This is a genomic window from Roseibacterium elongatum DSM 19469, from assembly GCF_000590925.1.
GTDB classification, from domain to species: domain Bacteria; phylum Pseudomonadota; class Alphaproteobacteria; order Rhodobacterales; family Rhodobacteraceae; genus Roseibacterium; species Roseibacterium elongatum.
On the sequence record NZ_CP004372.1, the window covers coordinates 858,851 to 879,329 of the forward strand.

General features: G+C 65.3%; 20 protein-coding genes, 1 tRNA gene, 2 pseudogenes and 1 riboswitch. Of the genes and pseudogenes, 11 read left to right on the forward strand and 12 right to left on the reverse strand.

Annotated elements, in window-relative coordinates; all coding sequences use genetic code 11:
* Positions 1 to 83: 83 nt before the first annotated feature.
* The 3 genes from ROSELON_RS04160 to ROSELON_RS04170 all read right to left on the reverse strand — a co-directional run bounded on the left by ROSELON_RS04160 (position 84) and on the right by ROSELON_RS04170 (position 3,534).
* On the reverse strand, positions 84 to 2,294 hold the full coding sequence (locus ROSELON_RS04160) for a hypothetical protein (RefSeq protein WP_156945793.1): 2,211 nt from the start codon (positions 2,292 to 2,294) through the stop codon (positions 84 to 86).
* 64 nt (positions 2,295 to 2,358) lie between these two features.
* The gene (locus ROSELON_RS04165; RefSeq protein ID WP_025311175.1) at positions 2,359 to 3,123 is read right to left on the reverse strand and encodes a hypothetical protein; all 765 of its coding nucleotides are present in this window, start codon (positions 3,121 to 3,123) and stop codon (positions 2,359 to 2,361) included.
* 335 nt (positions 3,124 to 3,458) lie between these two features.
* Positions 3,459 to 3,534, reverse strand: a tRNA-Lys gene (locus ROSELON_RS04170).
* Between the two features lie 108 nt (positions 3,535 to 3,642).
* Between ROSELON_RS04170 and dapF the strand changes: the two genes are divergently transcribed.
* The 6 genes and pseudogenes from dapF (at position 3,643) to ROSELON_RS04200 (ending at position 7,749) form a co-directional block, all read left to right on the forward strand.
* Positions 3,643 to 4,479 (forward strand): diaminopimelate epimerase, encoded by an 837-nt coding sequence (gene dapF, locus ROSELON_RS04175; protein WP_025311176.1) that lies wholly within the window; start codon positions 3,643 to 3,645, stop codon positions 4,477 to 4,479.
* Positions 4,479 to 5,738: a tRNA (N(6)-L-threonylcarbamoyladenosine(37)-C(2))-methylthiotransferase MtaB gene (gene mtaB, locus ROSELON_RS04180; RefSeq protein WP_025311177.1), complete on the forward strand. Its 1,260-nt coding sequence runs from the start codon at positions 4,479 to 4,481 to the stop codon at positions 5,736 to 5,738. Before dapF ends, mtaB begins: the two co-directional genes overlap by 1 nt.
* A 22-nt stretch (positions 5,739 to 5,760) precedes the next feature.
* Positions 5,761 to 6,414: pseudogene (locus tag ROSELON_RS04185) on the forward strand (FMN-binding negative transcriptional regulator).
* A 29-nt stretch (positions 6,415 to 6,443) separates the two neighbouring features.
* Entirely contained in the window at positions 6,444 to 6,722 is a 279-nt protein-coding gene (locus ROSELON_RS04190; protein ID WP_025311178.1) for a hypothetical protein, read from the forward strand.
* Between the two features lie 2 nt (positions 6,723 to 6,724).
* Complete coding sequence (locus ROSELON_RS04195; protein WP_025311179.1) at positions 6,725 to 7,321, forward strand: glutathione S-transferase; 597 nt, start codon at positions 6,725 to 6,727, stop codon at positions 7,319 to 7,321.
* Positions 7,318 to 7,749 (forward strand): GNAT family N-acetyltransferase, encoded by a 432-nt coding sequence (locus tag ROSELON_RS04200; RefSeq protein ID WP_025311180.1) that lies wholly within the window; start codon positions 7,318 to 7,320, stop codon positions 7,747 to 7,749. The genes ROSELON_RS04195 and ROSELON_RS04200 overlap by 4 nt, the downstream gene beginning before the upstream one ends.
* A 75-nt stretch (positions 7,750 to 7,824) precedes the next feature.
* Here the strand turns inward: ROSELON_RS04200 and ROSELON_RS18095 are convergent, their stop codons facing one another.
* Positions 7,825 to 7,998: a hypothetical protein gene (locus ROSELON_RS18095; protein WP_156945796.1), complete on the reverse strand. Its 174-nt coding sequence runs from the start codon at positions 7,996 to 7,998 to the stop codon at positions 7,825 to 7,827.
* Positions 7,999 to 8,186: 188 nt separating this feature from the next.
* On the opposite strand from ROSELON_RS18095, the gene petA reads away from it, so the two are divergent.
* Genes petA through ROSELON_RS04215 form a run of 3 tightly spaced genes read left to right on the forward strand, consistent with a single transcriptional unit; the run spans position 8,187 to position 10,974 of the window.
* Complete coding sequence (gene petA, locus ROSELON_RS04205; RefSeq protein WP_025311181.1) at positions 8,187 to 8,765, forward strand: ubiquinol-cytochrome c reductase iron-sulfur subunit; 579 nt, start codon at positions 8,187 to 8,189, stop codon at positions 8,763 to 8,765.
* A gap of 20 nt (positions 8,766 to 8,785) precedes the next feature.
* Positions 8,786 to 10,144 carry a cytochrome b gene (locus tag ROSELON_RS04210; protein ID WP_025311182.1) on the forward strand — a complete coding sequence of 453 codons (1,359 nt, stop codon included), beginning with the start codon at positions 8,786 to 8,788 and terminating at the stop codon, positions 10,142 to 10,144.
* A gap of 20 nt (positions 10,145 to 10,164) precedes the next feature.
* Positions 10,165 to 10,974: a cytochrome c1 gene (locus tag ROSELON_RS04215; protein WP_025311183.1), complete on the forward strand. Its 810-nt coding sequence runs from the start codon at positions 10,165 to 10,167 to the stop codon at positions 10,972 to 10,974.
* A 57-nt stretch (positions 10,975 to 11,031) separates the two neighbouring features.
* On the opposite strand, the gene ROSELON_RS04220 is transcribed toward ROSELON_RS04215, so the two are convergent.
* From ROSELON_RS04220 to thiB, 3 genes are read right to left on the reverse strand one after another with little or no spacing between them, the layout of a single operon-like run.
* A complete protein-coding gene (locus ROSELON_RS04220) occupies positions 11,032 to 11,721 on the reverse strand; it encodes a thiamine ABC transporter ATP-binding protein (RefSeq protein ID WP_025311184.1) in 690 nt (229 codons plus the stop codon).
* Positions 11,708 to 13,273, reverse strand: coding sequence for a thiamine/thiamine pyrophosphate ABC transporter permease ThiP (locus ROSELON_RS04225; protein WP_025311185.1), 1,566 nt, complete (start codon positions 13,271 to 13,273; stop codon positions 11,708 to 11,710). The genes ROSELON_RS04220 and ROSELON_RS04225 overlap by 14 nt, the downstream gene beginning before the upstream one ends.
* A complete protein-coding gene (thiB, locus tag ROSELON_RS04230) occupies positions 13,249 to 14,235 on the reverse strand; it encodes a thiamine ABC transporter substrate binding subunit (RefSeq protein WP_025311186.1) in 987 nt (328 codons plus the stop codon). Before thiB ends, ROSELON_RS04225 begins: the two co-directional genes overlap by 25 nt.
* 42 nt (positions 14,236 to 14,277) lie before the next feature.
* A riboswitch (TPP riboswitch) is annotated at positions 14,278 to 14,387 on the reverse strand.
* 98 nt (positions 14,388 to 14,485) lie between these two features.
* Between thiB and aroC the strand changes: the two genes are divergently transcribed.
* A complete protein-coding gene (aroC, locus tag ROSELON_RS04235; RefSeq protein WP_025311187.1) occupies positions 14,486 to 15,586 on the forward strand; it encodes a chorismate synthase in 1,101 nt (366 codons plus the stop codon).
* Positions 15,587 to 15,733: 147 nt separating this feature from the next.
* A complete protein-coding gene (locus ROSELON_RS04240) occupies positions 15,734 to 16,408 on the forward strand; it encodes a hypothetical protein (protein WP_217520194.1) in 675 nt (224 codons plus the stop codon).
* Between the two features lie 4 nt (positions 16,409 to 16,412).
* On the opposite strand, the gene ROSELON_RS04245 is transcribed toward ROSELON_RS04240, so the two are convergent.
* The 5 genes and pseudogenes from ROSELON_RS04245 to ROSELON_RS04265 all read right to left on the reverse strand — a co-directional run bounded on the left by ROSELON_RS04245 (position 16,413) and on the right by ROSELON_RS04265 (position 20,471).
* Positions 16,413 to 16,826 carry a thioredoxin family protein gene (locus tag ROSELON_RS04245; RefSeq protein ID WP_025311189.1) on the reverse strand — a complete coding sequence of 138 codons (414 nt, stop codon included), beginning with the start codon at positions 16,824 to 16,826 and terminating at the stop codon, positions 16,413 to 16,415.
* 19 nt (positions 16,827 to 16,845) lie between these two features.
* Positions 16,846 to 17,559 carry a cytochrome c biogenesis CcdA family protein gene (locus tag ROSELON_RS04250; protein WP_025311190.1) on the reverse strand — a complete coding sequence of 238 codons (714 nt, stop codon included), beginning with the start codon at positions 17,557 to 17,559 and terminating at the stop codon, positions 16,846 to 16,848.
* 58 nt (positions 17,560 to 17,617) lie between these two features.
* Positions 17,618 to 18,499 carry a DMT family transporter gene (locus tag ROSELON_RS04255; RefSeq protein WP_025311191.1) on the reverse strand — a complete coding sequence of 294 codons (882 nt, stop codon included), beginning with the start codon at positions 18,497 to 18,499 and terminating at the stop codon, positions 17,618 to 17,620.
* Between the two features lie 73 nt (positions 18,500 to 18,572).
* Positions 18,573 to 18,863, reverse strand: a complete 291-nt coding sequence (locus tag ROSELON_RS04260; protein ID WP_025311192.1) for an HU family DNA-binding protein — start codon at positions 18,861 to 18,863, stop codon at positions 18,573 to 18,575.
* 133 nt (positions 18,864 to 18,996) lie between these two features.
* A pseudogene (locus tag ROSELON_RS04265) lies at positions 18,997 to 20,471 on the reverse strand (AMP nucleosidase).
* Between the last annotated feature and the right edge of the window lie 8 nt (positions 20,472 to 20,479).

Genomic DNA, 20,479 nt, shown 5'->3' on the forward strand with positions numbered 1-20,479 from the left:
ATCGTCAAGGTCACCCCGTATCGCATCGCAACCGACACGGAACGCGCGGTCTGCGACAGCGCGCGCCGCAGACAATGGACATGTCACCGATTGGCAGGGCCGTTGCAGGGATTCGGCACACCGATATCGCACCAGCTGATCGGCCACCCCGATGGCAGAACGCACAACCCGCGCCAGGACATGGTGCTGCTGTTGCGGTAATAGACCCGCGCATAGCCTTCGCCCGGACCGGAGTACATGTTCATGCCCGCCGCATTGTCCGAAATGCTGAACCCGCTGCCACCGCCCAGATCCACGGCATAGTTCCTGTTTGACCCGAGATTGACCGTGAACCGCCGGATATCGGTCACGGGCAGGAACCCGTTTTCTCCGGCGTTTCCGACATAGAAGTCATACGCGCCAGCCGGGAAATCGCCGCCGTAGGTCTGCGTCGCGCGATCACAGGTGCGCATCGGCGTGACACCGCCGGGCTGGGTGGCGAACTGGCGCTGATCGTTCGTGACCGTATGCCATTCGGTATAGACGGTTTGGCCGCCACCCCCGCACGTTTCGAATGGCGATCCGGCCGGCAGCACGCAGATCGCCCGCCAACTCCGGGTCGAGCTGTTGCGCGCGTAGATCATCGACTGCCCTTCCCCCGGCTCGCCATACTGCAGGCCAAGGGTGCTGTCCTCGCGGATGCTGAGGGTATCGGTTGGCCCCACGTCCACACGGTAGAGACGGTTCGAGGCCAGCGTCACCGAATAGCGCGTGACGCGCGTATAGGGACCCAGCCCGTTCGGCCCGGCATCGGCGGTGTAGATGTCATAGGCCCCGGCCGCGAAATGCGGCCCGGGATTGACCGATAGCGGAATGACACCGCCCGGTTGCGTGCCGAACTGGCGCTGATCGGTCGTGATCGCGTTCCATTCGGAGAAGGTCGCCGGCGGTGCCCCCACATCGCCACAATCCGATCTCGGCGCCCCCGCAGGTAGCACACAGATCGCCCGCCACGACCGGGTCGAACTGTTGCGGGCATAGATCATCGACTGCCCTTCGCCCGGCTCGCCGTAATGCAGGGCGAGGGTGCTGTCTTCCCGAATCCGCAGGGTGTCGGTTGGCCCCAGGTCGACCCGGTAAAGGCGGTTCGACGCCAGCGTGACCGAATAGCGGGTGATACGCGTAAACGGCCCCAGCCCGTTCGGCCCGGCATCGGCCGTGTAGATGTCATAGGCCCCCGCCGAAAAATGCGGCCCGGGATTGACCGACAGCGGAATGACACCGCCCGGTTGCGTGCCGAACTGGCGCTGATCGGTCGTGATCGCGTTCCATTCGGAAAAGGTCGTCGGCGGTGCCCCCACATCGCCGCAATCCGTGGCCGGTGCGCTGGACGGCAAGACACAAATTCCGCGCCAGGTGCGGGTATTCGTGTTGCGCACGTAGATCATGGCCTGTTGGTCTCCGGGCTCGCCGTAATGCAGGCCCAGGGTGCTATCCTCGCGGATGCGCAAGGTATCATCTGCACCCACATCGACCCGGTAGAGGCGGTTGGACCCCAGGTTCACGGTATAGCGCTGGATCTCGGTATACGGGCCCAACCCGTTGGGGCCGGCGTTGGCCAGATAGATGTGGTATTCGCCAGCCGCGAAATGCGGGCCGGGGTTTACGGCCAGCGGCATGACCCCCCCGGGTTGCCCGCTGAACTGGCGCTGGTCGGGGGTGACGGAACTCCACTCGGAAAAGGTCGTGGTCCCGACAGGGTCGCCACTGCCCTGCCCGTAGCCAACCCTCAGGGTGCCCTCGCAGGTTTCCCCGGACCTGAAATGACCCAACCAGACGCGGTAGGTGCCATTCATCTGGGTCGGCACGTCGATCAGGGAATCCCAATGCCGCCCGATGTCGCGCCCGCTGTCATCGTCATTGTACCACTCGCCATCGGGCGACCGCACAAGCACCACCGGATCGCATTCATCGTCATTGGTGCGCAGGTTCAACCGCAGGTTGCCGCCGGCCGTCGCGCCCGACAGGACAATATTCACGCTGGGCGCGCGGTTGAAATACCCCACGCGGATCACGTCGGGGCAGGTCGAACTGGTCAACTCGCCCGCAACGTAACGGGCTGAGAAATCGCGGCTCGAACTTGCAAGCTGGCCTGCCGACAGGTTCACGCCGGTCGCGCTGCCGTTCGGGTCGGGGCACTCTTGCGCCGCAGCCGCCCCGATCGACAGGGCCGCGCCGGTCAACACGCCAAGCGTCGCGCGATGCGACCGGCGCAAGTATGCCAAGATGCTTGTGGACCATTCGTTCATAGCCACTCCCCCTTGCCTCATGGTGGGTTTGGCTGCGGCAAGGGGCACCCCCCGCCGCAGACCGCCGAACTCAGTCGATGGGCGTGCCGCCGGGGTCCTGGCAGACGCCGAGGATGCTCACCTGACCCGGCGGACAGGAGTCACCGGACGGGGGCTGCTGAGCAGCCTGGCAAACGCCGTTCACCAGCGTCTGGCCCGGCGGGCAGACCTGCCCGGATTGGGTCGGCTGACAGGCGCCGTTCATGAAGGTAAAGCCCTCGGGGCAGACGACAGGCGGTTGCTGCTGTGCGGGGACGCAAACACCGTTTTGCAACATGAACCCCTCGGGGCATGCGGGCGGTTGCTGTTGCGTCGGCATGCAGACGCCGTTTTGCAGGGCAAATCCCTCGGGGCAGGGATCGACCACGACATTCCCCCCGTTCGGCGGCTGACCGACCGGAGGCTGATATCCGATCGGGTTTCCGCCGAAATTCGAATTCGGGTTCGAACAATCGGCAACATCGGTGCCACGCGCGCAGAGCCCGAGGCCGTTCCATTCATCACAATCGCCATCATTGGTGTAGGGGCAGGGGTTCGCCAACGTTCCGAAGTTGGAATTCGGGTTCGAGCAATCCGCTACATCCGTGCCCCAATCACACAATCCCAACCCGCTGGGTTCGTCGCAATCGCCGTCATTCTGCCACTCGACCGGACAGGGATTGCGAAGCTGGGCTTCCGCCACGCTCGGCGCAAGACCGGCGAACATGGCGACGGCCATGACGAAGGCGAGCGATCTGACCGTCCACAAGACGATACGGGATAGGTTGGGCTGCAAGACCATCAGTTCTTCCTCCATGTGGCCACGACCGGGAAGGATGGCGAAACAAGACCCAACGCCTTGACAGACCCGTTCCGAAAACCCTGTCCGTTGTCCCGATCCGCCGGCGACGCGTCGACGTGACCGCGGACGAGCGCCGGATCATGGATATCGATGTGGGTAATGCCGTCCCCCCGCTAAGCACTGTGCGCAATCTTTGGACGGCAGAAAGGACCGGGCCTTGATATAGATCATTTGCGACGGCCCACGCAGGCGCTGGCGGCGCCTGAGGCAGTGTTGGACATAGCTGACGGGGCGGGCAGGCACACGGGCGAACGACGGCCTGCGTAAATTCTTTCATAGAAACGGGGAAATGGTGAGCCCGACAGGATTCGAACCTGTGACCAATTGATTAAAAGTCAACTGCTCTACCAACTGAGCTACGGGCCCACTCAGGCGGGCTAACTACGCAGGCATGCCCGGTGCGTCAAGCGGAAATCCACTCCTTTCTGCAAGAAGGGATTTTCACACGCCGCGGCGCCCTGTATAGCCGCGCGCATGTCCGGTCGGAGCAAACCCAATGGCCTGCCCTTCATGAAAATGCATGGGCTGGGCAATGACTTCGTGGTGATCGACGCGCGCCAAACCGCCGTCGAGGTCACCGCGTCCTTGGCGCGTGCGGTGGCGGACCGGCATCGTGGCGTGGGGTTCGACCAGCTGGCAGTGATCGACGCAGATCAGGGCGCCGATCTGCGGCTGACGTTTTTCAACGCGGATGGGTCCCTGTCGGCGACCTGCGGGAATGCCACACGCTGCATCGCGCGGCACGAGATGGACAGAACCGGCGCGACGGATCTGACGCTGCGGACCGAGCGCGGGATATTGCGGGCGGTGGATGCGGGCGACCGGCTGACCTCGGTCAACATGGGCGCGCCGGTTCTGGACTGGCGCGAGATCCCGTTGGCCGAGGCGGTGGACCCGGACCATTTGCCCGTCGCGGGCGACCCCGTTGCGACCGGGATGGGCAATCCGCATTGCACCTTTTTCGTCGACGATGCCGAGGCGGTGGACCTTGCCATGCGCGGCCCCGAGATCGAACACCACCCGCTTTTCCCCGAGCGCACGAATGTCCAGTTCGCCGGCGTGATCGGCCCCGACCATCTGCGCATGCGGGTTTGGGAACGGGGCACCGGGATCACGCTGGCCTCTGGCTCGTCCTCCTGCGCGGTCGCCGTGGCCGCCGCCCGGCGCGGACTGACCGGGCGCAGGGTACGACTGACGCTCGACGGGGGCGAGATCGGGATCGACTGGCGCGACGATGGCGTCTGGATGACCGGGCCGACCGCCCATGTGTTCAGCGGCGTGCTGACCGACGATTTCCTGAGGGCGCCGTGATGGACCGCCGCGCCCCTGTCTTCCACACGCTCGGTTGCCGCCTGAACGCCTACGAGACCGAAGCGATGCGCGAGCTGTCGGCTGCGGCCGGTGTCGAGAACGCCGTGGTGGTCAACACCTGCGCCGTCACCGCCGAGGCCGTGCGCAAGGCCCGTCAGGAGATCCGCAAACTGCGCCGCGAGAACCCGGACGCCAAGGTCATCGTCACCGGCTGCGCCGCGCAGACCGAGCCCGAGACCTTCCGCGACATGGCCGAGGTCGATCTGGTCATCGGCAATACCGAAAAGATGCAGCCCGAAACATGGGCGCGCATGGGGCCCGATTTCATCGGCCGGACGGAAAAGGTGCAGGTCGACGACATCATGTCGGTCACCGAAACCGCCGGTCACCTGATCGACGGGTTCGGCACCCGCTCGCGCGCCTATGTGCAGGTGCAAAACGGCTGCGATCACCGTTGCACCTTTTGCATCATTCCCTACGGCCGGGGCAACTCGCGCAGCGTGCCGGCCGGTGTGGTTGTCGACCAGATCAAGCGCCTTGTCGATCGCGGCTATAACGAGGTGGTGCTGACCGGCGTGGACCTGACCAGCTGGGGGGCCGACCTGCCCGGTGCGCCGCGCTTGGGCGATCTGGTCATGCGCATCCTGAAACTCGTGCCCGATCTGCCCCGCCTGCGCATCAGTTCGATCGACTCGATCGAGGCCGACGAAAACCTGATGCTGGCCATCGCGACCGAGCCGCGCCTGATGCCGCATCTGCACCTGAGCCTGCAGCATGGCGACGACCTGATCCTCAAGCGCATGAAGCGCCGCCACCTGCGCGACGACGCCACCGCCTTTTGCGAGGAGGCCCGGCGCCTGCGCCCCGACATGACCTTTGGTGCCGACATCATCGCGGGCTTTCCGACCGAGACCGAGGCGCATTTCGAAAATTCGCTTCGGCTGGTGGATGAGTGCGGGCTGACATGGTTGCATGTCTTTCCCTATTCGGCGCGGCAGGGGACACCGGCCGCGCGGATGCCGCAGCTTGACGGGGGCACGATCAAGACACGGGCGGCCCGGTTGCGCGCGGCGGGGCAGGCGGCCGTGGCCCGCCACCTGTCGGAACAGGTAGGACGCGAACACCACATCCTCATGGAAAACCCTCGGATGGGGCGGACGGAACAGTTCACCGAGGTCGCCTTTGCGATAGACCGGCCCGAGGGGCAGGTCGTGACCGCGCGGATCACCGGGCAGGATGGACGGCAGCTCCTGGTCTGACCGACCATGAGGGAGATCCGCCATGCACCCGAACCCCGCCTTTCGACAGGAACCGGAGTTCCTGAATCTGCATCTTGCCCGCAAGCGCGGGTTCGGGACGCTTTGCCTGAACGGCGACCCGGTGCCCCTGATCAGCCACGTGCCCTTTGCCCTGAACGAGGCGGGGAGCGAGGCGGACTTGCACCTTGTCCGCTCCAACCCGATCGCGCGGGCGGTGACCGCGCCGACCCCGGCCGTGATCGCGGTGTCGGGGCCCGATGGCTATGTCTCGCCCGACTGGTATGGCGACCCGGCGCAGGGTGCCGACATGGGAATTACGTGGCGGTCCACCTGCGGGGCCGCCTGACTCCCGGCCGACCCGACCACGATGCGCGCGCATCTCGATATCCTGTCGGCCCAGTTCGAGGACAGGCTTCCCAAGCGCCCCTGGACAGTCGACAAGATGCCCGACGAGGCGCTGGACCGGATGATGCGGCAGATCCTGCCGTTCAGATTCGCCGTCGAGGCGGTCGACGGCACGTGGAAGCTGAACCAGAACAAGCCCGATGCCGCCCGCGAAGGCGCGGCGGCGGCGATCCGCCATTCCCCGATCGGGCATGAGGTGGAAACTCTGGCCTGCCTGATGAAAGGCGGCGTGCCGGAAATAGACAAGGACGCCTCGGTCACTTACATCTAACGGGAACGGATCGGAACGGGAGGACGACCATGGCCCTGCAATTCGCCCCGATCGCCGGGATTGCCCTGCGTTACGGCGCTGTCGCGCTTGCGACCTACGCGGCCAGCCGCGCCATCGCGCCCGGGCGTCTGGCCCAACCCGTCGAGGACGAGATGGACGCCACGCCCGAGGGGCTGACCCTGCGCAAATCGCAGGAGCAGGCGAATGGCTCGGCCCGCTGGAACAGCACCTTTCGCGTCGGCTCGCGCGGCCCCGGGGTGCATGTGGATCTGACCCTGCTGGGTCGTCTCAAGCTCAAGCGGGTCTGACGATGCACCTGCTGGGGTCCCCCGCCTCGCCCTTCGTGCGCAAGGCCCGCGTTGTGATGGCCGAGGCCGGGATCGACGATATTCCGTTTGTCGAGGTCACTGCCTCGCCCCTTGGGGGGGATGATGGCCTGAACGCCGCCAACCCCTTGGGCAAGATCCCGGCCCTGTCGCGCGAGGATGGTCCGACGCTCTATGACAGCCGCGTGGTGACGCGCTTTCTCGATGCGCGCTACAATGCGGGCCTCTATCCCGCCACCCGCCTGTGGGAAACCCTGACCCTGGAAGCAACCGCAGACGGGATCATGGATGCCGCCGTCGCCATCACCTATGAAAAGCGCCATCGCCCCGAAGAGATGTGGTTCGCCCCTTGGCTCGACGGTCAGTGGTCAAAGATCGCGCGGTCACTGGATGCGATCGAGCGCCAGTGGATGAGCCATCTGACCGGTCCGCTGGATATGGGTCAGATCGCGGTTGGATGTGCCCTGGCCTATCTCGATTTCCGCCATGGCGATCGCGATTGGCGCGCCGATCACCCGGCCCTGGCCGCGTGGTTCGCAACCTTCGCGGACCGACCCTCGATGGTGGCCACGGCGCCATGACACGGATCGGTGTGGCGGCGGACGAGGCCGCCCGCCAGATGTGTTTCGACATTCGGCGCACGGTGTTCATCGAGGAACAGCAAATCCCCGAGGCCGAGGAATGGGACCACCACGATGAAACCTGCACACATGTGCTGGCCCAGGACGACCTGTCCGCCCCGACCGGCACTGCGCGCATCATTGCCAAGGGCCGCCATGCCAAGATCGGTCGCGTCGCCGTCCTGCCCGCCTATCGCGGCGGCGGCCTGGGGCGAGCGCTGATGGCGTTCTGCCTGGATTGTGCGCGTGAACGGGGTTTTGCCGCGGCCGAGCTCGAGTCGCAGGTTTACGCCATTTCGTTCTACGAAGGGCTGGGGTTCATCGCCGAGGGGCCGGAATACGACGATGGGTCGGGCATTCTGCATCGCCGCATGACCCGGCCGCTATAAGGCCGCAGACGCGGGGGGAAACGGCCGCCAAAGATGCCCCGCGTGCCATCGCTTGGCAAAGCGGATCGGTGCGTCTTACAGCCTGTATTTGACCGCGCCGGACAGCGGCCTGGGCGCGGACTGCATGGCCACAGCCCACGATTCGAACTGGCGCACAAAAGCTGCCGTAAAGCGGACGATCACGCCGGGGCGTGCAATCTCGACGCGTTCGGCCCCGAGTGGCGTATCGCGAAACGCGTGCGCGATCACGTTTCTGTGAGATTTTGCACGGTTACTTGCGACATTTCGGCCTCACTGCGCGCGTTTGTCCGCTAGACGCCTATAGTAATCGCCCATACACCAGAGCGCGTCGGGTTACGGCGGGTGCACCGTGGCCCGATGTGGTTTTTTCCAGGCCCTGATTGTCCGCTCGGGCCCAGACAAGGGGGACGCTTCAAGTGTCACACGCAGAAGACCATTCCGGTACCCGCCGCGACTTTCTGTATTACGCAACAGCAGGTGTGGGCACCGTTGCTGCCGGGGCCGCCGTATGGCCGCTGGTCGATCAGATGAACCCGTCGGCTGATGTCCAGGCCGCCAGCCAGATGCGCGTCGACGTGTCGGGCGTCGTGGAAGGCACTCAGTTGACCATCCTGTTCCTGGGCAAGCCGGTGTTCATCAGCCGCCGCACGCCCGAGCAGATCGCCGAGGCCGGCGCCGTGGATGTCGACGATCTGGTCGACCCGGTTTCGCGCAATCCCAATGGTGATTTCGACGCGCCCGCAACCGACCTGAACCGGACGCTTGCCCCGTACGAGGGCGACAACACCGGCGAATGGCTGGTGCAGATCGGCGTGTGTACGCACCTCGGCTGTGTGCCGATGGGCAATGGTGCCGGCGATTTCAACGGCTGGTTCTGCCCCTGCCACGGTTCGCACTACGATGCCGCAGGCCGCATTCGTCGCGGTCCCGCGCCTGAAAACCTTCACATCCCCGTCGCAGCGTTCGTGGACGAGTCCACGATCCTGCTCGGATAAACCCGAGGGAGAACTCGACCATGTCTGGCATTCCCCACGACCACTACGAGCCGAAGACGGGCGCCGAAAAGTGGCTGCATCGCCGTCTTCCGGTCGTGTCGTTGATGTACGACACGATCATGATTCCCACCCCCAAGAACCTCAACTGGATGTGGATCTGGGGTATCGTGCTGGTGTTCTGCCTTGTTCTGCAGATCGTGACCGGCATCGTGCTTGTCATGCACTACACGCCGCATGTCGACATGGCCTTCGAGTCGGTCGAACACATCATGCGCAACGTGAACGGCGGGTGGGCCATGCGCTACATCCACCAGAACGGCGCATCGCTGTTCTTCATCGCGGTTTATCTGCACATTTTCCGCGGCATGTACTACGGGTCCTACAAGGCCCCGCGTGAGGTGACGTGGATCATCGGCATGCTGATCTACCTGATGATGATGGGCACCGCGTTCATGGGCTACGTTCTGCCCTGGGGTCAGATGTCCTTCTGGGGGGCCACCGTGATCACCGGCCTGTTCGGCGCCATCCCGTTCGTGGGTGAGTCGCTGCAGACCTGGCTGCTTGGCGGGCCCGCCGTGGACAATGCCACGCTGAACCGCTTCCTGTCGCTGCACTACCTGCTGCCCTTTGTCATTCTGGGCCTGGTGCTGGTGCACATCTGGGCGTTCCACACCACCGGCAACAACAACCCGACCGGGGTCGAAGTGCGCCGCACCTCGAAGAAGGAAGCCGAGGCAGACACCCTGCCCTTCTGGCCCTACTTCGTGATCAAGGACCTGTTCGCCCTGGCCGTGATCCTGGTGGCCTTCTTCGCGGTCGTCGGTTTCATGCCGAACTACCTGGGCCACCCGGATAACTACATTCCGGCGAACCCGTTGGTGACCCCGGCGCATATCGTGCCCGAATGGTACTTCCTGCCGTTCTACGCGATCCTGCGTGCCTTTGACGGCGAGGTCTGGGTCGTGCAGCTGGCCAGCTTCATCACCGGCGGCATCATCGACGCCAAGTTCTTCGGCGTGCTGGCGATGTTCGGCTCGATCGTGGTGATGGCCCTGTTACCCTGGCTCGACACGTCGTCGGTGCGCTCGGGCCGCTACCGCCCGATGTTCAAGGCATGGTTCTGGGTCTTCTTCGTCAACTTCTTCGTGCTGATGTGGGTTGGCGCCATGCCCGCCGAAGGGATCTATCCCTACATCGCCCTGATCGGGTCGGCTGTCTGGTTCGCCTACTTCCTGGTCGTCATCCCGCTTTTGGGTGTGATCGAGAAGCCGCTGCCGCAACCCGCGACGATCGAAGACGACTTCAACGAGCACTACGGCAATGATGACGGTTCGGGCGGCACCCCCTCGGGTGAGCGCATCCCGTCCCCGGCCGAGTGACGCGGAAAGGACATAGGACGATGTTCAGGAAACTAGCCATCACCACCGCAACCGCGTTGGCCCTCGGAACGGGGGCCGCGCTGGCCGCAGGCGGCGGCGGGCACGTGACCGACTACAGCTTCTCGTTCGAAGGGCCGTTCGGCACATTCGATCAGAACCAGCTGCAGCGCGGTCTTCAGGTCTACACCGAGGTCTGCGCCGCCTGTCACGGCATGACCCTGGTGCCGATCCGCTCGCTCACCGACGAAGACGGTCCGGGTCTGACCGACGACGAGGTGCGCGCCTATATCGAGATGAACTACATCGAAGTCTACGATGAAGATCTTCAAGATTGGCGCCCCGCCACGCCGAACGATCACTTCCCCGAAGGCAGCTATGAAGGTGCCCCGGACCTGTCGGTCATGGCCAAGGCGCGCGCCGGCTTCCATGGCCCCTACGGCCTGGGCTTGAACCAGCTGTTCAACGGGATCGGCGGCCCCGAATACATGGCCTCCTACCTCGTGAACTACACCGGCGAAGAGCAGGAGCTGTACGGGACCTATCTCTACGGCAACACCACCTTCGAGGGCGGCTGGACCCAGATGGCGCCCCCGTTGTGGGACGGCATGGTCGAATATGCCGATGGTGCGCCCAACGACATGGAGAGCCTGGCCGTGGACGTCTCGGCCTTCCTGATGTGGGCGGCCGAGCCGCACATGATGGATCGCAAGCAGATGGGCTTTACCGCCGTGCTGCTGCTGGGTCTGCTGTCGGTTCTGCTGTACCTGACCAACAAGCGTCTCTGGGCGCCGGTCAAGGCCCGCGCCAAGGGCAAGCAGCCCGCCGAGTGAGCAACTCACAAGACAATGACGGAAAAGCGCGCCTTCGGGCGCGCTTTTTCTTTGTCGCTACATCCAGGGTTTCAGCGGCTCGGGCGCCTGACGCAGGGCCACGTCAAGGCGGTCGTCCAGCACCACCTGCCCCTCGGCCAACAGGATCAGGCGGTCGCACAACCGCTCCGCATCCCTCAGATCGTGACTGGCCATGATCAGCGTCAGCCCCGTGTCGTCGCACAGCGCCGCGACCAGCCCCAGCATCTCGGCCCTCAGCCCCGGATCGAGCGCGGCAAACGGCTCATCCAGCAGGGCCAATGGACGATCTCTCAGCAACATGCGCGCCAACGCCACGCGGCTCTGCTGCCCGCCCGACAAGGCAGAGGGCGCGCGCGCGCCCATGCCGGCCAGGCCGACCTTGTCCAACGCGCCCTCGACCCGCGCGCGATCCGCCGGATCCAGGCGCAGGTCCGGCCGCAGCCCAAGGGCGACGTTGTCGAAAACGCTCAGATGCGGGAACAGGTTGCCATCCTGAAACAGGATCGACAAAGGGCGATCCGCGACCGGCGTCATGGTCATGTCCTGCCCGTCGATCAGGATGCGGCCTTCATCGGGGTGCTGGAACCCGGCGATCAGCGCCAAGAGACTGCTTTTCCCCGACCCCGATGCCCCTAGCAGGGCGACCCGTTCGCCCGCCGCTATCGAGACATCCGCCTTCAGGCGAAACCCGCCCCATCGCGTCACCGTCGTCTCAAGCCGCAGCATCGACGCGCGCCCCCCTGTCGAAGATCCAGAACAGCCCCAAGCTGAGCCCGAGCAGCAAGACAGCCGCCCCTTGTGCGTCGTCGGTCCGATACGCGCCCATCAAGCGATACATCTCGAGCGGCAAGGTCGCCTGCGACGGGGCCGAGAACAAGGCGATCACACCAAGATCGCCCATTGAAAACGCGGCGGCCAGTCCCGCACCGAACCCGAGCGGGCGCTTCAGCCGTGGCAGGATCGCAAGGCGCAACCGCGCCATGCCGCGCATCCCCAGGGCATCGGCCAATCGGCCCTGGGTCGCCTCGGCCGCGCGCGCGGCCGGTACCAGGGCGCGCAACAGAAACGGCAGGGCCACAAGGGCGTTCACCAGCCCCGTGATCGGCAGGCTCAGCGCCACCGGGTCGGCTATGGGGTAGACAAGGATGAACAGCCCCGTGCCGACAACCAGGGGCGAGATGGCGATTGACAGAAACCCCACCAGTTCCACCGCCCCCCGCCCCTGCCCCCCGGCGACGAACAGCGCGATGGGCAGGGCCAGGGCGACCGACAACGCCGACGAGGCCAGCGCAACCAGGACCGAGCGCAAAGCCGCCCACCAGACACTCTCGGGCAGGGTCAGAATCGCCACGGCGCCCTCGCCGATCACAGCCGCAAGCGGCAGCACCAGAAAGGCCCCGGCCCCCGCGATGGCGAGAAGATCAATGATCCGGGCGCGCAGGTTGTCGCCCGGCCATGGCATCGGCGGGCGATCCAGCCCCGCCCCCATCGCCTCGACCCGTGCGGCGCGCAGGGCGATCGCCCCGGCCGCAACGCAGATGGCCACCTGCACCACCCCCAAAAGGGCGGCGCGCCCGAGGTCGAAATCGAAGCGGAACGCCTGATAGATCGCCAGTTCCACCGTTGTCGCACGTGGCCCGCCCCCTAAGGTCAGGGCAACGGCGAAACTGGTGGTGCAGATCAGAAAGATGACCAGGGCCGCACCGGGCAGAACCTCGCGCAGCAGGGGGCGTTCGAAATGCCGGCGCATGTCGGCATCGGAAAACCCCAGGGCCGTTGCCAGCCGAACACGCTCGGACGGGAGCGCCAGCCACGCCTGCAGGATCAGGCGCACGGCAAGCGGCAGGTTCAGGAACACGTGGGCCAGAACCACACCACCCAACCCATAAATGTCGATCGCCCCAAGCCCCAGCGCGGACAGCGCCGCGTTCAGCCACCCCGCACGACCGAAGATAGCCAACAGCCCGAGCACTGCCACGATCACCGGCAGGATGAAGGGCGCCCCTGTCAGGGTCACGAACAGGCGGCGCCCGGCAAACCGCCGACGCGCCAGCGCCCTTGCCACCGGGATCGCGAAAAGCACGCTGAAAACGGCGGACAGACCGGCCTGGATCAGCGTAAAGCGGATGGCCGCCCAATCGGCCGGGCCCAGACGCGCCGGCCCCTCGGCCCGCAACATCACGGCCATCAGCGGCCCCAGAAGGGCAAGGCAGACGAGCGCGGCCAATCCCGCGCCCGCCCAGTCGACAGGTCTCAGTTGCTGAGCGCGCTTTGCCATGTGGCCAAAGCCGCATCACGGATCTCGGCGGCCTCCTCGGGGTCGTAGAGGAGCGCGGTTTGGGGCTGGATCAGCGTCTCGAACCCTTGCGGCCAGTCCTCGGCCGGCAGCGCGGCGGGATACATCCAGTTCGTCGTCGGAACGATCTCCTGGAATGCGCCGGTCAGCATGAAGGCGAGGAAATCGCGCGCAAGGTCGGGCTGATCGCTGTTGGCCAGAACGCCCGCCACCTCGATCTGCATATAATGCCCCTCGTCAAAGGGCGCGGCGGTGTAGCCGTCATCCTCCTCGGCGATCAGGTGATAGGCCGGCGAGGTCGTGTAGCTGAGCACCATGTCCGCCTCGCCCCCGAGGAACAGATCATAGCTTTCGGACCAGCCGGGCGTGACCGTGACGATATTGTCGGCCAACCCCTCCCAAATCTCGCCCGCCCGGTCGCCATAGGCGTTCTGAACCCACAAGAGCAGGCCCAGACCTGGGGTCGAACTGCGCGGATCCTGCACGACGATGGACAGGTCGCTGTCGGCAAGCGCCTCGAAACTGGTGGGCGCATCCGCCAGATCGGTGCGATGGACGAAAGCGAAGTAGCCCCAGTCATAGGGCAGGAAATGCGGATCGTCCCACGCGACCGGCAGGGTCAGCCCCTCGGCCGTCACCCCGTGCTCGGCGATCAGGCCGGTCTCCACCGCCGCTGCCGTCAGGTTGGTGTCCAGCCCGAGGACGATATCGGCGTCGCTGCGCGCACCCTCCAGCCGCAGGCGCGACAAAAGGGCCGCGCCATCGCCCGCGGTGACGAATTGCAGGTCGCAGCCGCAGACCGCCTCGAACGCGGCCTCGACGGCCGGGCCGGGGCCCCAGTCGGTGTTGAAACTGTCGTAGGTATAGACCGTCAGAACCGGGGCTTGCGCCAGCGCGCCCCCAGCCATCATGGTCAATCCCGCGGCAATGATGGTGTGTCTCATATCACTCCTCCTTGCGACGGGCGAAGTGAAGCCGAGACATCTGCATGGTCCCGAAACCTTCCCTCCGCCGGTCCTAACCGGTTCAGGTTCAACGGGTTCGCGTGGCACCCCACGCATCTCAGGCCGGTGACCGGCCACCCCGAGGTACGGCAAGAGGTATGGCAGACCGCGACGCTCGGCAAGGGCCTTGCGACTTGGCATTTCGCGCAGAGGCCGCTAACCGAGGGACACCAGCAGCGAGGCAGCGCACATGAGCTTCAACACCTTTGGCCATATCTTTCGCGTGACGACCTGGGGCGAAAGCCATGGGCCGGCCCTCGGCGCCACGGTCGATGGCTGCCCCCCCGGCGTGCCCGTGACGGAAGAGGCGCTGCAACACTGGCTGGACCTGCGCAAACCGGGCCAGAACAAGTTCACCACGCAACGCCGCGAACCCGACGCGGTGGAGATCCTGTCGGGCGTGTTCGAGGGGCACTCGACGGGCCATCCCATTCAGCTGATGATCCGCAACACCGATCAGCGATCGAAGGATTACGGCGACATCGCCGAGAAATTCCGTCCCGGCCATGCCGACATCACCTATTGGCAGAAATACGGTATCCGCGACTATCGCGGTGGTGGGCGCTCCAGCGCGCGGGAAACCGCCGCGCGGGTGGCGGCGGGGGGCGTGGCCCGCGCCGCGCTGGCAAAACTGGTCCCCGACCTGCGCATCACCGGCTACATGGTTCAGATGGGGCCGCACGGCATCGACCGCGCCAGGTTCAACTGGGACGAGATCGACAGAAACCCGTTCTGGTCGCCGGATGCACGGGCCGCCGCCGATTGGGCCGAATACCTCGACAGTCTGCGCAAATCGGGCGACAGCGTCGGCGCGGTGATCGAAGTCACGGCGCGCGGCGTGCCCGCGGGCCTCGGGGCGCCGGTCTATGGCAAGCTGGATACCGACCTTGCGGCCGCGATGATGTCGATCAACGCCGTCAAAGGCGTCGAGATCGGCGAGGGCATGGCCGCCGCCGCCCTGACCGGAAGTGCGAATGCCGACGAGATCACGATAGGCCCGGATGGGCCGGCCTACGGCACCAATCACGCCGGCGGCATCCTGGGAGGCATCTCGACCGGCCAGGATGTGGTCGTGCGCTTCGCCGTGAAACCCACCAGTTCGATCCTGACCCCGCGCAAGACGATCACGAAATCCGGCGAGCAGACCGAGATCGTCACCAAGGGACGGCATGACCCCTGCGTCGGCATCCGCGCCGTTCCTGTGGCCGAGGCGATGGCCGCCTGTGTGATCCTCGACCATGTGTTGTGGCATCGCGGCCATGTGGGTGAGAACCAGGGCCGGATCGGCTGAAAGCCCCCACTCCCGCGCGCGCCGCGTTCGTATGAATGTGGCGGCAGTGCGACGTCAACGCGGCAAGCTGGGGTCGAGACGGCGCGAAACACCCCGATCGTCGCGGCTACGCACCCAATTCACGGCGCCAGGATCCATTGGGGCCGTGTGCCGGACAATGCAACAAATCCACCTTACCGCCGCCGTCTTCCCGCCACATTTGCGGCGGTAAAAAGACACACTGGGGTAGAAATGGATGTTGTTGCGATGGGCTTGCCTGCCAGCCAGACCTATGCTTTTCGACGGATTTCGCTGGATCGGACCCTCGCCGCCCTGGTTATCCTCGCGGTGGTGATCGTTGTCAGTGCCATGATTCGCATCGATGCGGGGCCCCGAACCGATGACACCGGCGGCGGAGGATTACTGATTCTCCAAGACACGGACCACTTGGTCGCCTTCGAGGATCTTTCGCATCAATCCTCCGGCTGGTCCGAGGATCGGCTGTGGGACAGGCCGGGTTTGGGCCGGGTCCTTGGCCCTTTTTCCAATGACGCGATCACGCGCACGATCAGCTTGCCCGAAAACACGGCGGCGATCACGCTGGCCTTCGATCTCTACCTTCTGGATCAGGCACGCCTGCCGACGATCACCGTTGGCGGCAGCACGATCACGACCTCCGCGTCGGCCAGGCCGTTCGGCAGCCTCGGCATCCGCCGCAGCCGGATCTCCCTGCGGCTGCGATCGACCGCCCCCACACTCGATATCGCCCTTTCGGGCACGCGCGGGGGCGCATGGGCGCTGGACAATTTCGTGGTGATCGCCCACCGCCCGAACGGGGCCTGACGCCTCAGGCCTCGGCCAGCGCCGTTTCCATCAGGGCGCGGATATCCGCGTCTCGGGTCGAGGCGATGACGCGGCCCAATTCATCCTCGCCCCGCAACACGATCAGGGTCGAACGGCGCGGCACACCCAGCATCAAGGCGAATTCGGACTGCCCGTACCTGTCCCAATCGACGCGGACAAAGGTCATCGCGTCGTCATAGGCCGGGTTTGCGGCGCGCAAGTCCTCGATGATCCGGCCTTGGGCCCGGCACGTCCCGCACCAACTGGCCGCGAAGTCGAGGAACACGGTATGCCCCTCGGCCAACAGCCGCTCGGGCAAGCCGGCTTCGTACTCGATCATCGGGGCGACCTGCCCCAGGGCCAGTGTCGGCGTCAAGGCGAGGGCCGAGGCCCCCAGAAACAATTCGCGTCGTGTCATCGATCTCTCCCGATCCAGGTCAGAGGGCGACCGACAGATCCTGCAACCAGATCGGCATGCGATCCAGCAGCCAGGCCTCGGCCATGTGATGCCAGCGCAGCAGGATCGCCACACCGACGAAAAGGAAAACGCCACCCAGCACGGGGCGCGAGGCATGGGCGAAGCGCCTGAGCGCCCCGACGCGGCGTTGCAGAACGGACCGCGCGCCATATCCAAGCAGAACGATCACCGTTCCGATGCCAAGGGCGAAGAACACCATGATGGCGAAGGCGCGAAACAGTTCCTCGCCCTGGCTGGCCAGCGAAATGGCGCCCCCCAGCGTGGGTCCGACACAGGGGCTCCAGACCGCGCCAAGCAACAGGCCGCCCATGAATTGCCCCTGCCAGCCCTGGGCCGCGATCCCGTGCATTTCCTGATCCGCGCGCGCCGACATGCCCGCCGTGGCCGTGGCGAACCGGGCCGAGGCCTGCGGGATCAGCAATACCAGACCGAAGGCGATCATCAGGACCGCGCCTGCGCGTGCGACCGTCTGTTCGGTCAACCCCACCAGATGCCCGGCCGCGATGACCCCGAACCCAAGCGTGACAAAGGCCAGCCCCATCCCGGCGGCCAGGGCCACAGGCCCCCAGCGACTGGCCTGCAAGGCACCGGCCAGCACGATGGGCAGCACCGGCAGAACGCAGGGGTTGATCAGGGTCAGCAGACCCGCGGCATATGACAGGACCAGTTCCATGCCATGTGTCTGCGGGAAATGCCGAACACAGTCACCAAACGTCCGCGTGAGCCATATGTCATGTCTCCGGGCGCGGGCTTTGCCGTGCCATCTGCACCGCAAGGATGCCCGCAGCGATGATCGTGACGCCAACCGCATCGATCCAGGTCAGCGCCTCGGACAACAGGACGGCCGCGATGGCGACCCCGAAAAACGGGTTGAGGAAATGGAACGTCGCCGCCCGCGTCGCGCCGATCCGCCCGACCAGACGGAACCAGAGGAAGGTGGCGAAAAGGCCCGGCATCAGCGTCGTGTAGACAAAGGCCACCACCAGAGACGGCGACCAGGTCACCGCGTAGGTCTCGAACATCGCGGCAAACGGGGCGAGGGCGATGCTGCCAACCAGCAGCTGCAACCCGACGATCATCATCAGGTTCGCCCCATCGCTCGAGGCGCCCTTGACCGCCAGCGTCGCGACCGTCAGCGCCACCGACCCCACAAGGCACAGCACGACACCCACCATGTCGGCCCCGCCCGAGAACCGCTGCGCCATGATCAGCGCGACCCCGGCAAACCCCACGATCAGGCCCAGGATGCCAAGACCGGGCAAACGTTCGCGAAAGACCAGCCAACTGGCTGTCGCCACCAACAACGGCATGGTCGAGGCGATGATCGCGGCCAGCGAGGCCTCGACCGTCTGCATCGCGATGAAGTTGAGGCCGAGATAGAGCGCGTTCTGGCAGACCCCGAAGATCAGGACAGACGCCCATTGAACCCGGCTCAGGCGAAAATTCTGCCCAAGCGCCAGGGCAATGCCCACACCCATCACCCCCGAGATGAAGAACCGTAGCGACAGAGCCATGATCGGCGGGGCCGCCTCGACGATGATACGGGCCGAGGTAAAGGCCGAAGACCAGATCAGGGCAAACAGAAGCCCCATCGCCAATGCGCGAAGATCCATGGAGGTACCGTCAAAAAGGAAAGGGCCGCGACCCGTCGGTCGCGACCCTTTCAGAATTCGCGGCACTCGGCAATCAGCCGTTCACGCTGTCTTTCAGGGCCTTGGCAACGGTGACCTTCACCTGTTTGTCGGCCTCTTTCTTGATCTGCTCGCCGGTGGCGGGGTTACGCACCATGCGCTCGGGGCGCTCGCGGCAATACACCTTGCCAATACCGGGCAGCGTGACGGCGCCACCTGCGGCCACTTCCTTGGTGACAACGGAGGTCACGGCGTCAAGGGCGGCTCCGGCGGTTTTCTTGTCAGCACCCATCTCCTCGGCCAGCGCGGCCACGAGTTGAGTCTTGGTCATGGGTTTCTGTGCCATGTTCATTCTCTCCTGATACTGCCCGAACCCTGGGGGCTCGTTGGCGCGAAGCTAACCGAATATTGTGTGGCCACACAACGCTTCGCGGTCGAAAACCCGTGAAAAACAGGGCTTACGCGGCGTTTTTGCCATGTCAAAGGAACGCGGTTTCCTCGAACGAGCGCAGTTTGCGGCTGTGAAGCCGGTCCAGAGGCATCTCTCGCAGCTTTTCCATGGCGCGAATGCCGATCAGCAAATGCCGCGACACCTGCGTCTTGTAAAAGGCCGAGGCCATGCCGGGCAGCTTCAATTCGCCATGCAGCGGCTTGTCCGAGACGCAGAGCAACGTGCCATACGGCACCCGGAACCGGAACCCGTTGGCCGCGATCGTGGCGCTTTCCATGTCCAGCGCGATGGCGCGCGACGGCTCAGGCGCTGCACCGGGCCGGTCTGGTCGCGCAGTTCCCAATTGCGGTTGTCGACGGTGGCGACGGTGCCGGTGCGCATGATCCGCTTGAGCTCATAGCCCGAAACCTCGGCCACATCGGCGACCGCCTCTTCCAGCGCGATCTGTACCTCGGCAAGTGCGGGGATTGGAACCCAGACGGGCAGATCGTCGTCCAGTACCTTGTCCTCGCGCAGATAGGCATGGGCCAGCACGTAATCGCCAAGGCTTTGCGTGTTCCGCAGGCCCGCGCAATGGCCGACCATCAGCCAGACATGCGGGCGCAGCACCGCGATATGATCGGTCGCGGTTTTCGCGTTCGACGGCCCCACCCCGATATTGACCAGCGTGATGCCCCCCCCGCCCGCCCGCGTCAGGTGATAGGTCGGCATCTGCGGCAGCTTGCCCGGCGGGTTCAGGGGCTGCGTATGGTCGGTGATCACGTCGTTCCCCGGCCCCACCAGCGCGGTATAGCCGCTATCGGGATCGGCCAGCGCGGCGCGGGCGTATTCGACGAACTCGTCCATATAGAACTGGTAGTTCGTGAACAGGACGTGGTTCTGGAAATGCTCGGGCTTGGTCGCGGTGTAATGCGCCAATCGCGCCAGCGAGTAGTCGATGCGCTGCGCGGTGAAGGGGGCCAGCGCGCCCGCGCCGTCCTCGTGCGTGAAACCGAAACCATTGACGATATCGTCATGGGTGGTCTGCAAATCCGGCACGTCGAATGCATCGCGCAGCGGAAAGGCCAGCGCGCCTTCTTGCGGGATCTGCACATCGGCATCGTTCAGCACGGCGAAATGCACCGGGATCGGCGTTTGCGAGGGGCCGATATAGATCGGCACATCATGGTTCGACAGCAAAAGGCCGATCTGCTGCGTCAGATAATGGCGAAACAGGTCGGGCCGCGTGACGGTCGTGGCATAGGTGCCCGGATCGGCGACGTGACCAAAGGCCAGGCGCGTGTCGATCTGCCCGTAGCTGGCCGTGGTGATCCGAATCTCGGGGTAGCACGCACGATAGCGCACGCCCGGCGCCTCGCCAGCCCTTACAACGGCCGAGAAGCGATCGCGCAGGAACAGGGTGCCCGTCTGGTACAACTCTTCCAAATAAGCCACGGCCTCGGCCGCATCGGAAAAGGCCTTTACCCCTGGCAAATCGGGCATCTCAACGGGCAGGTGCTTCATCGGCGCGG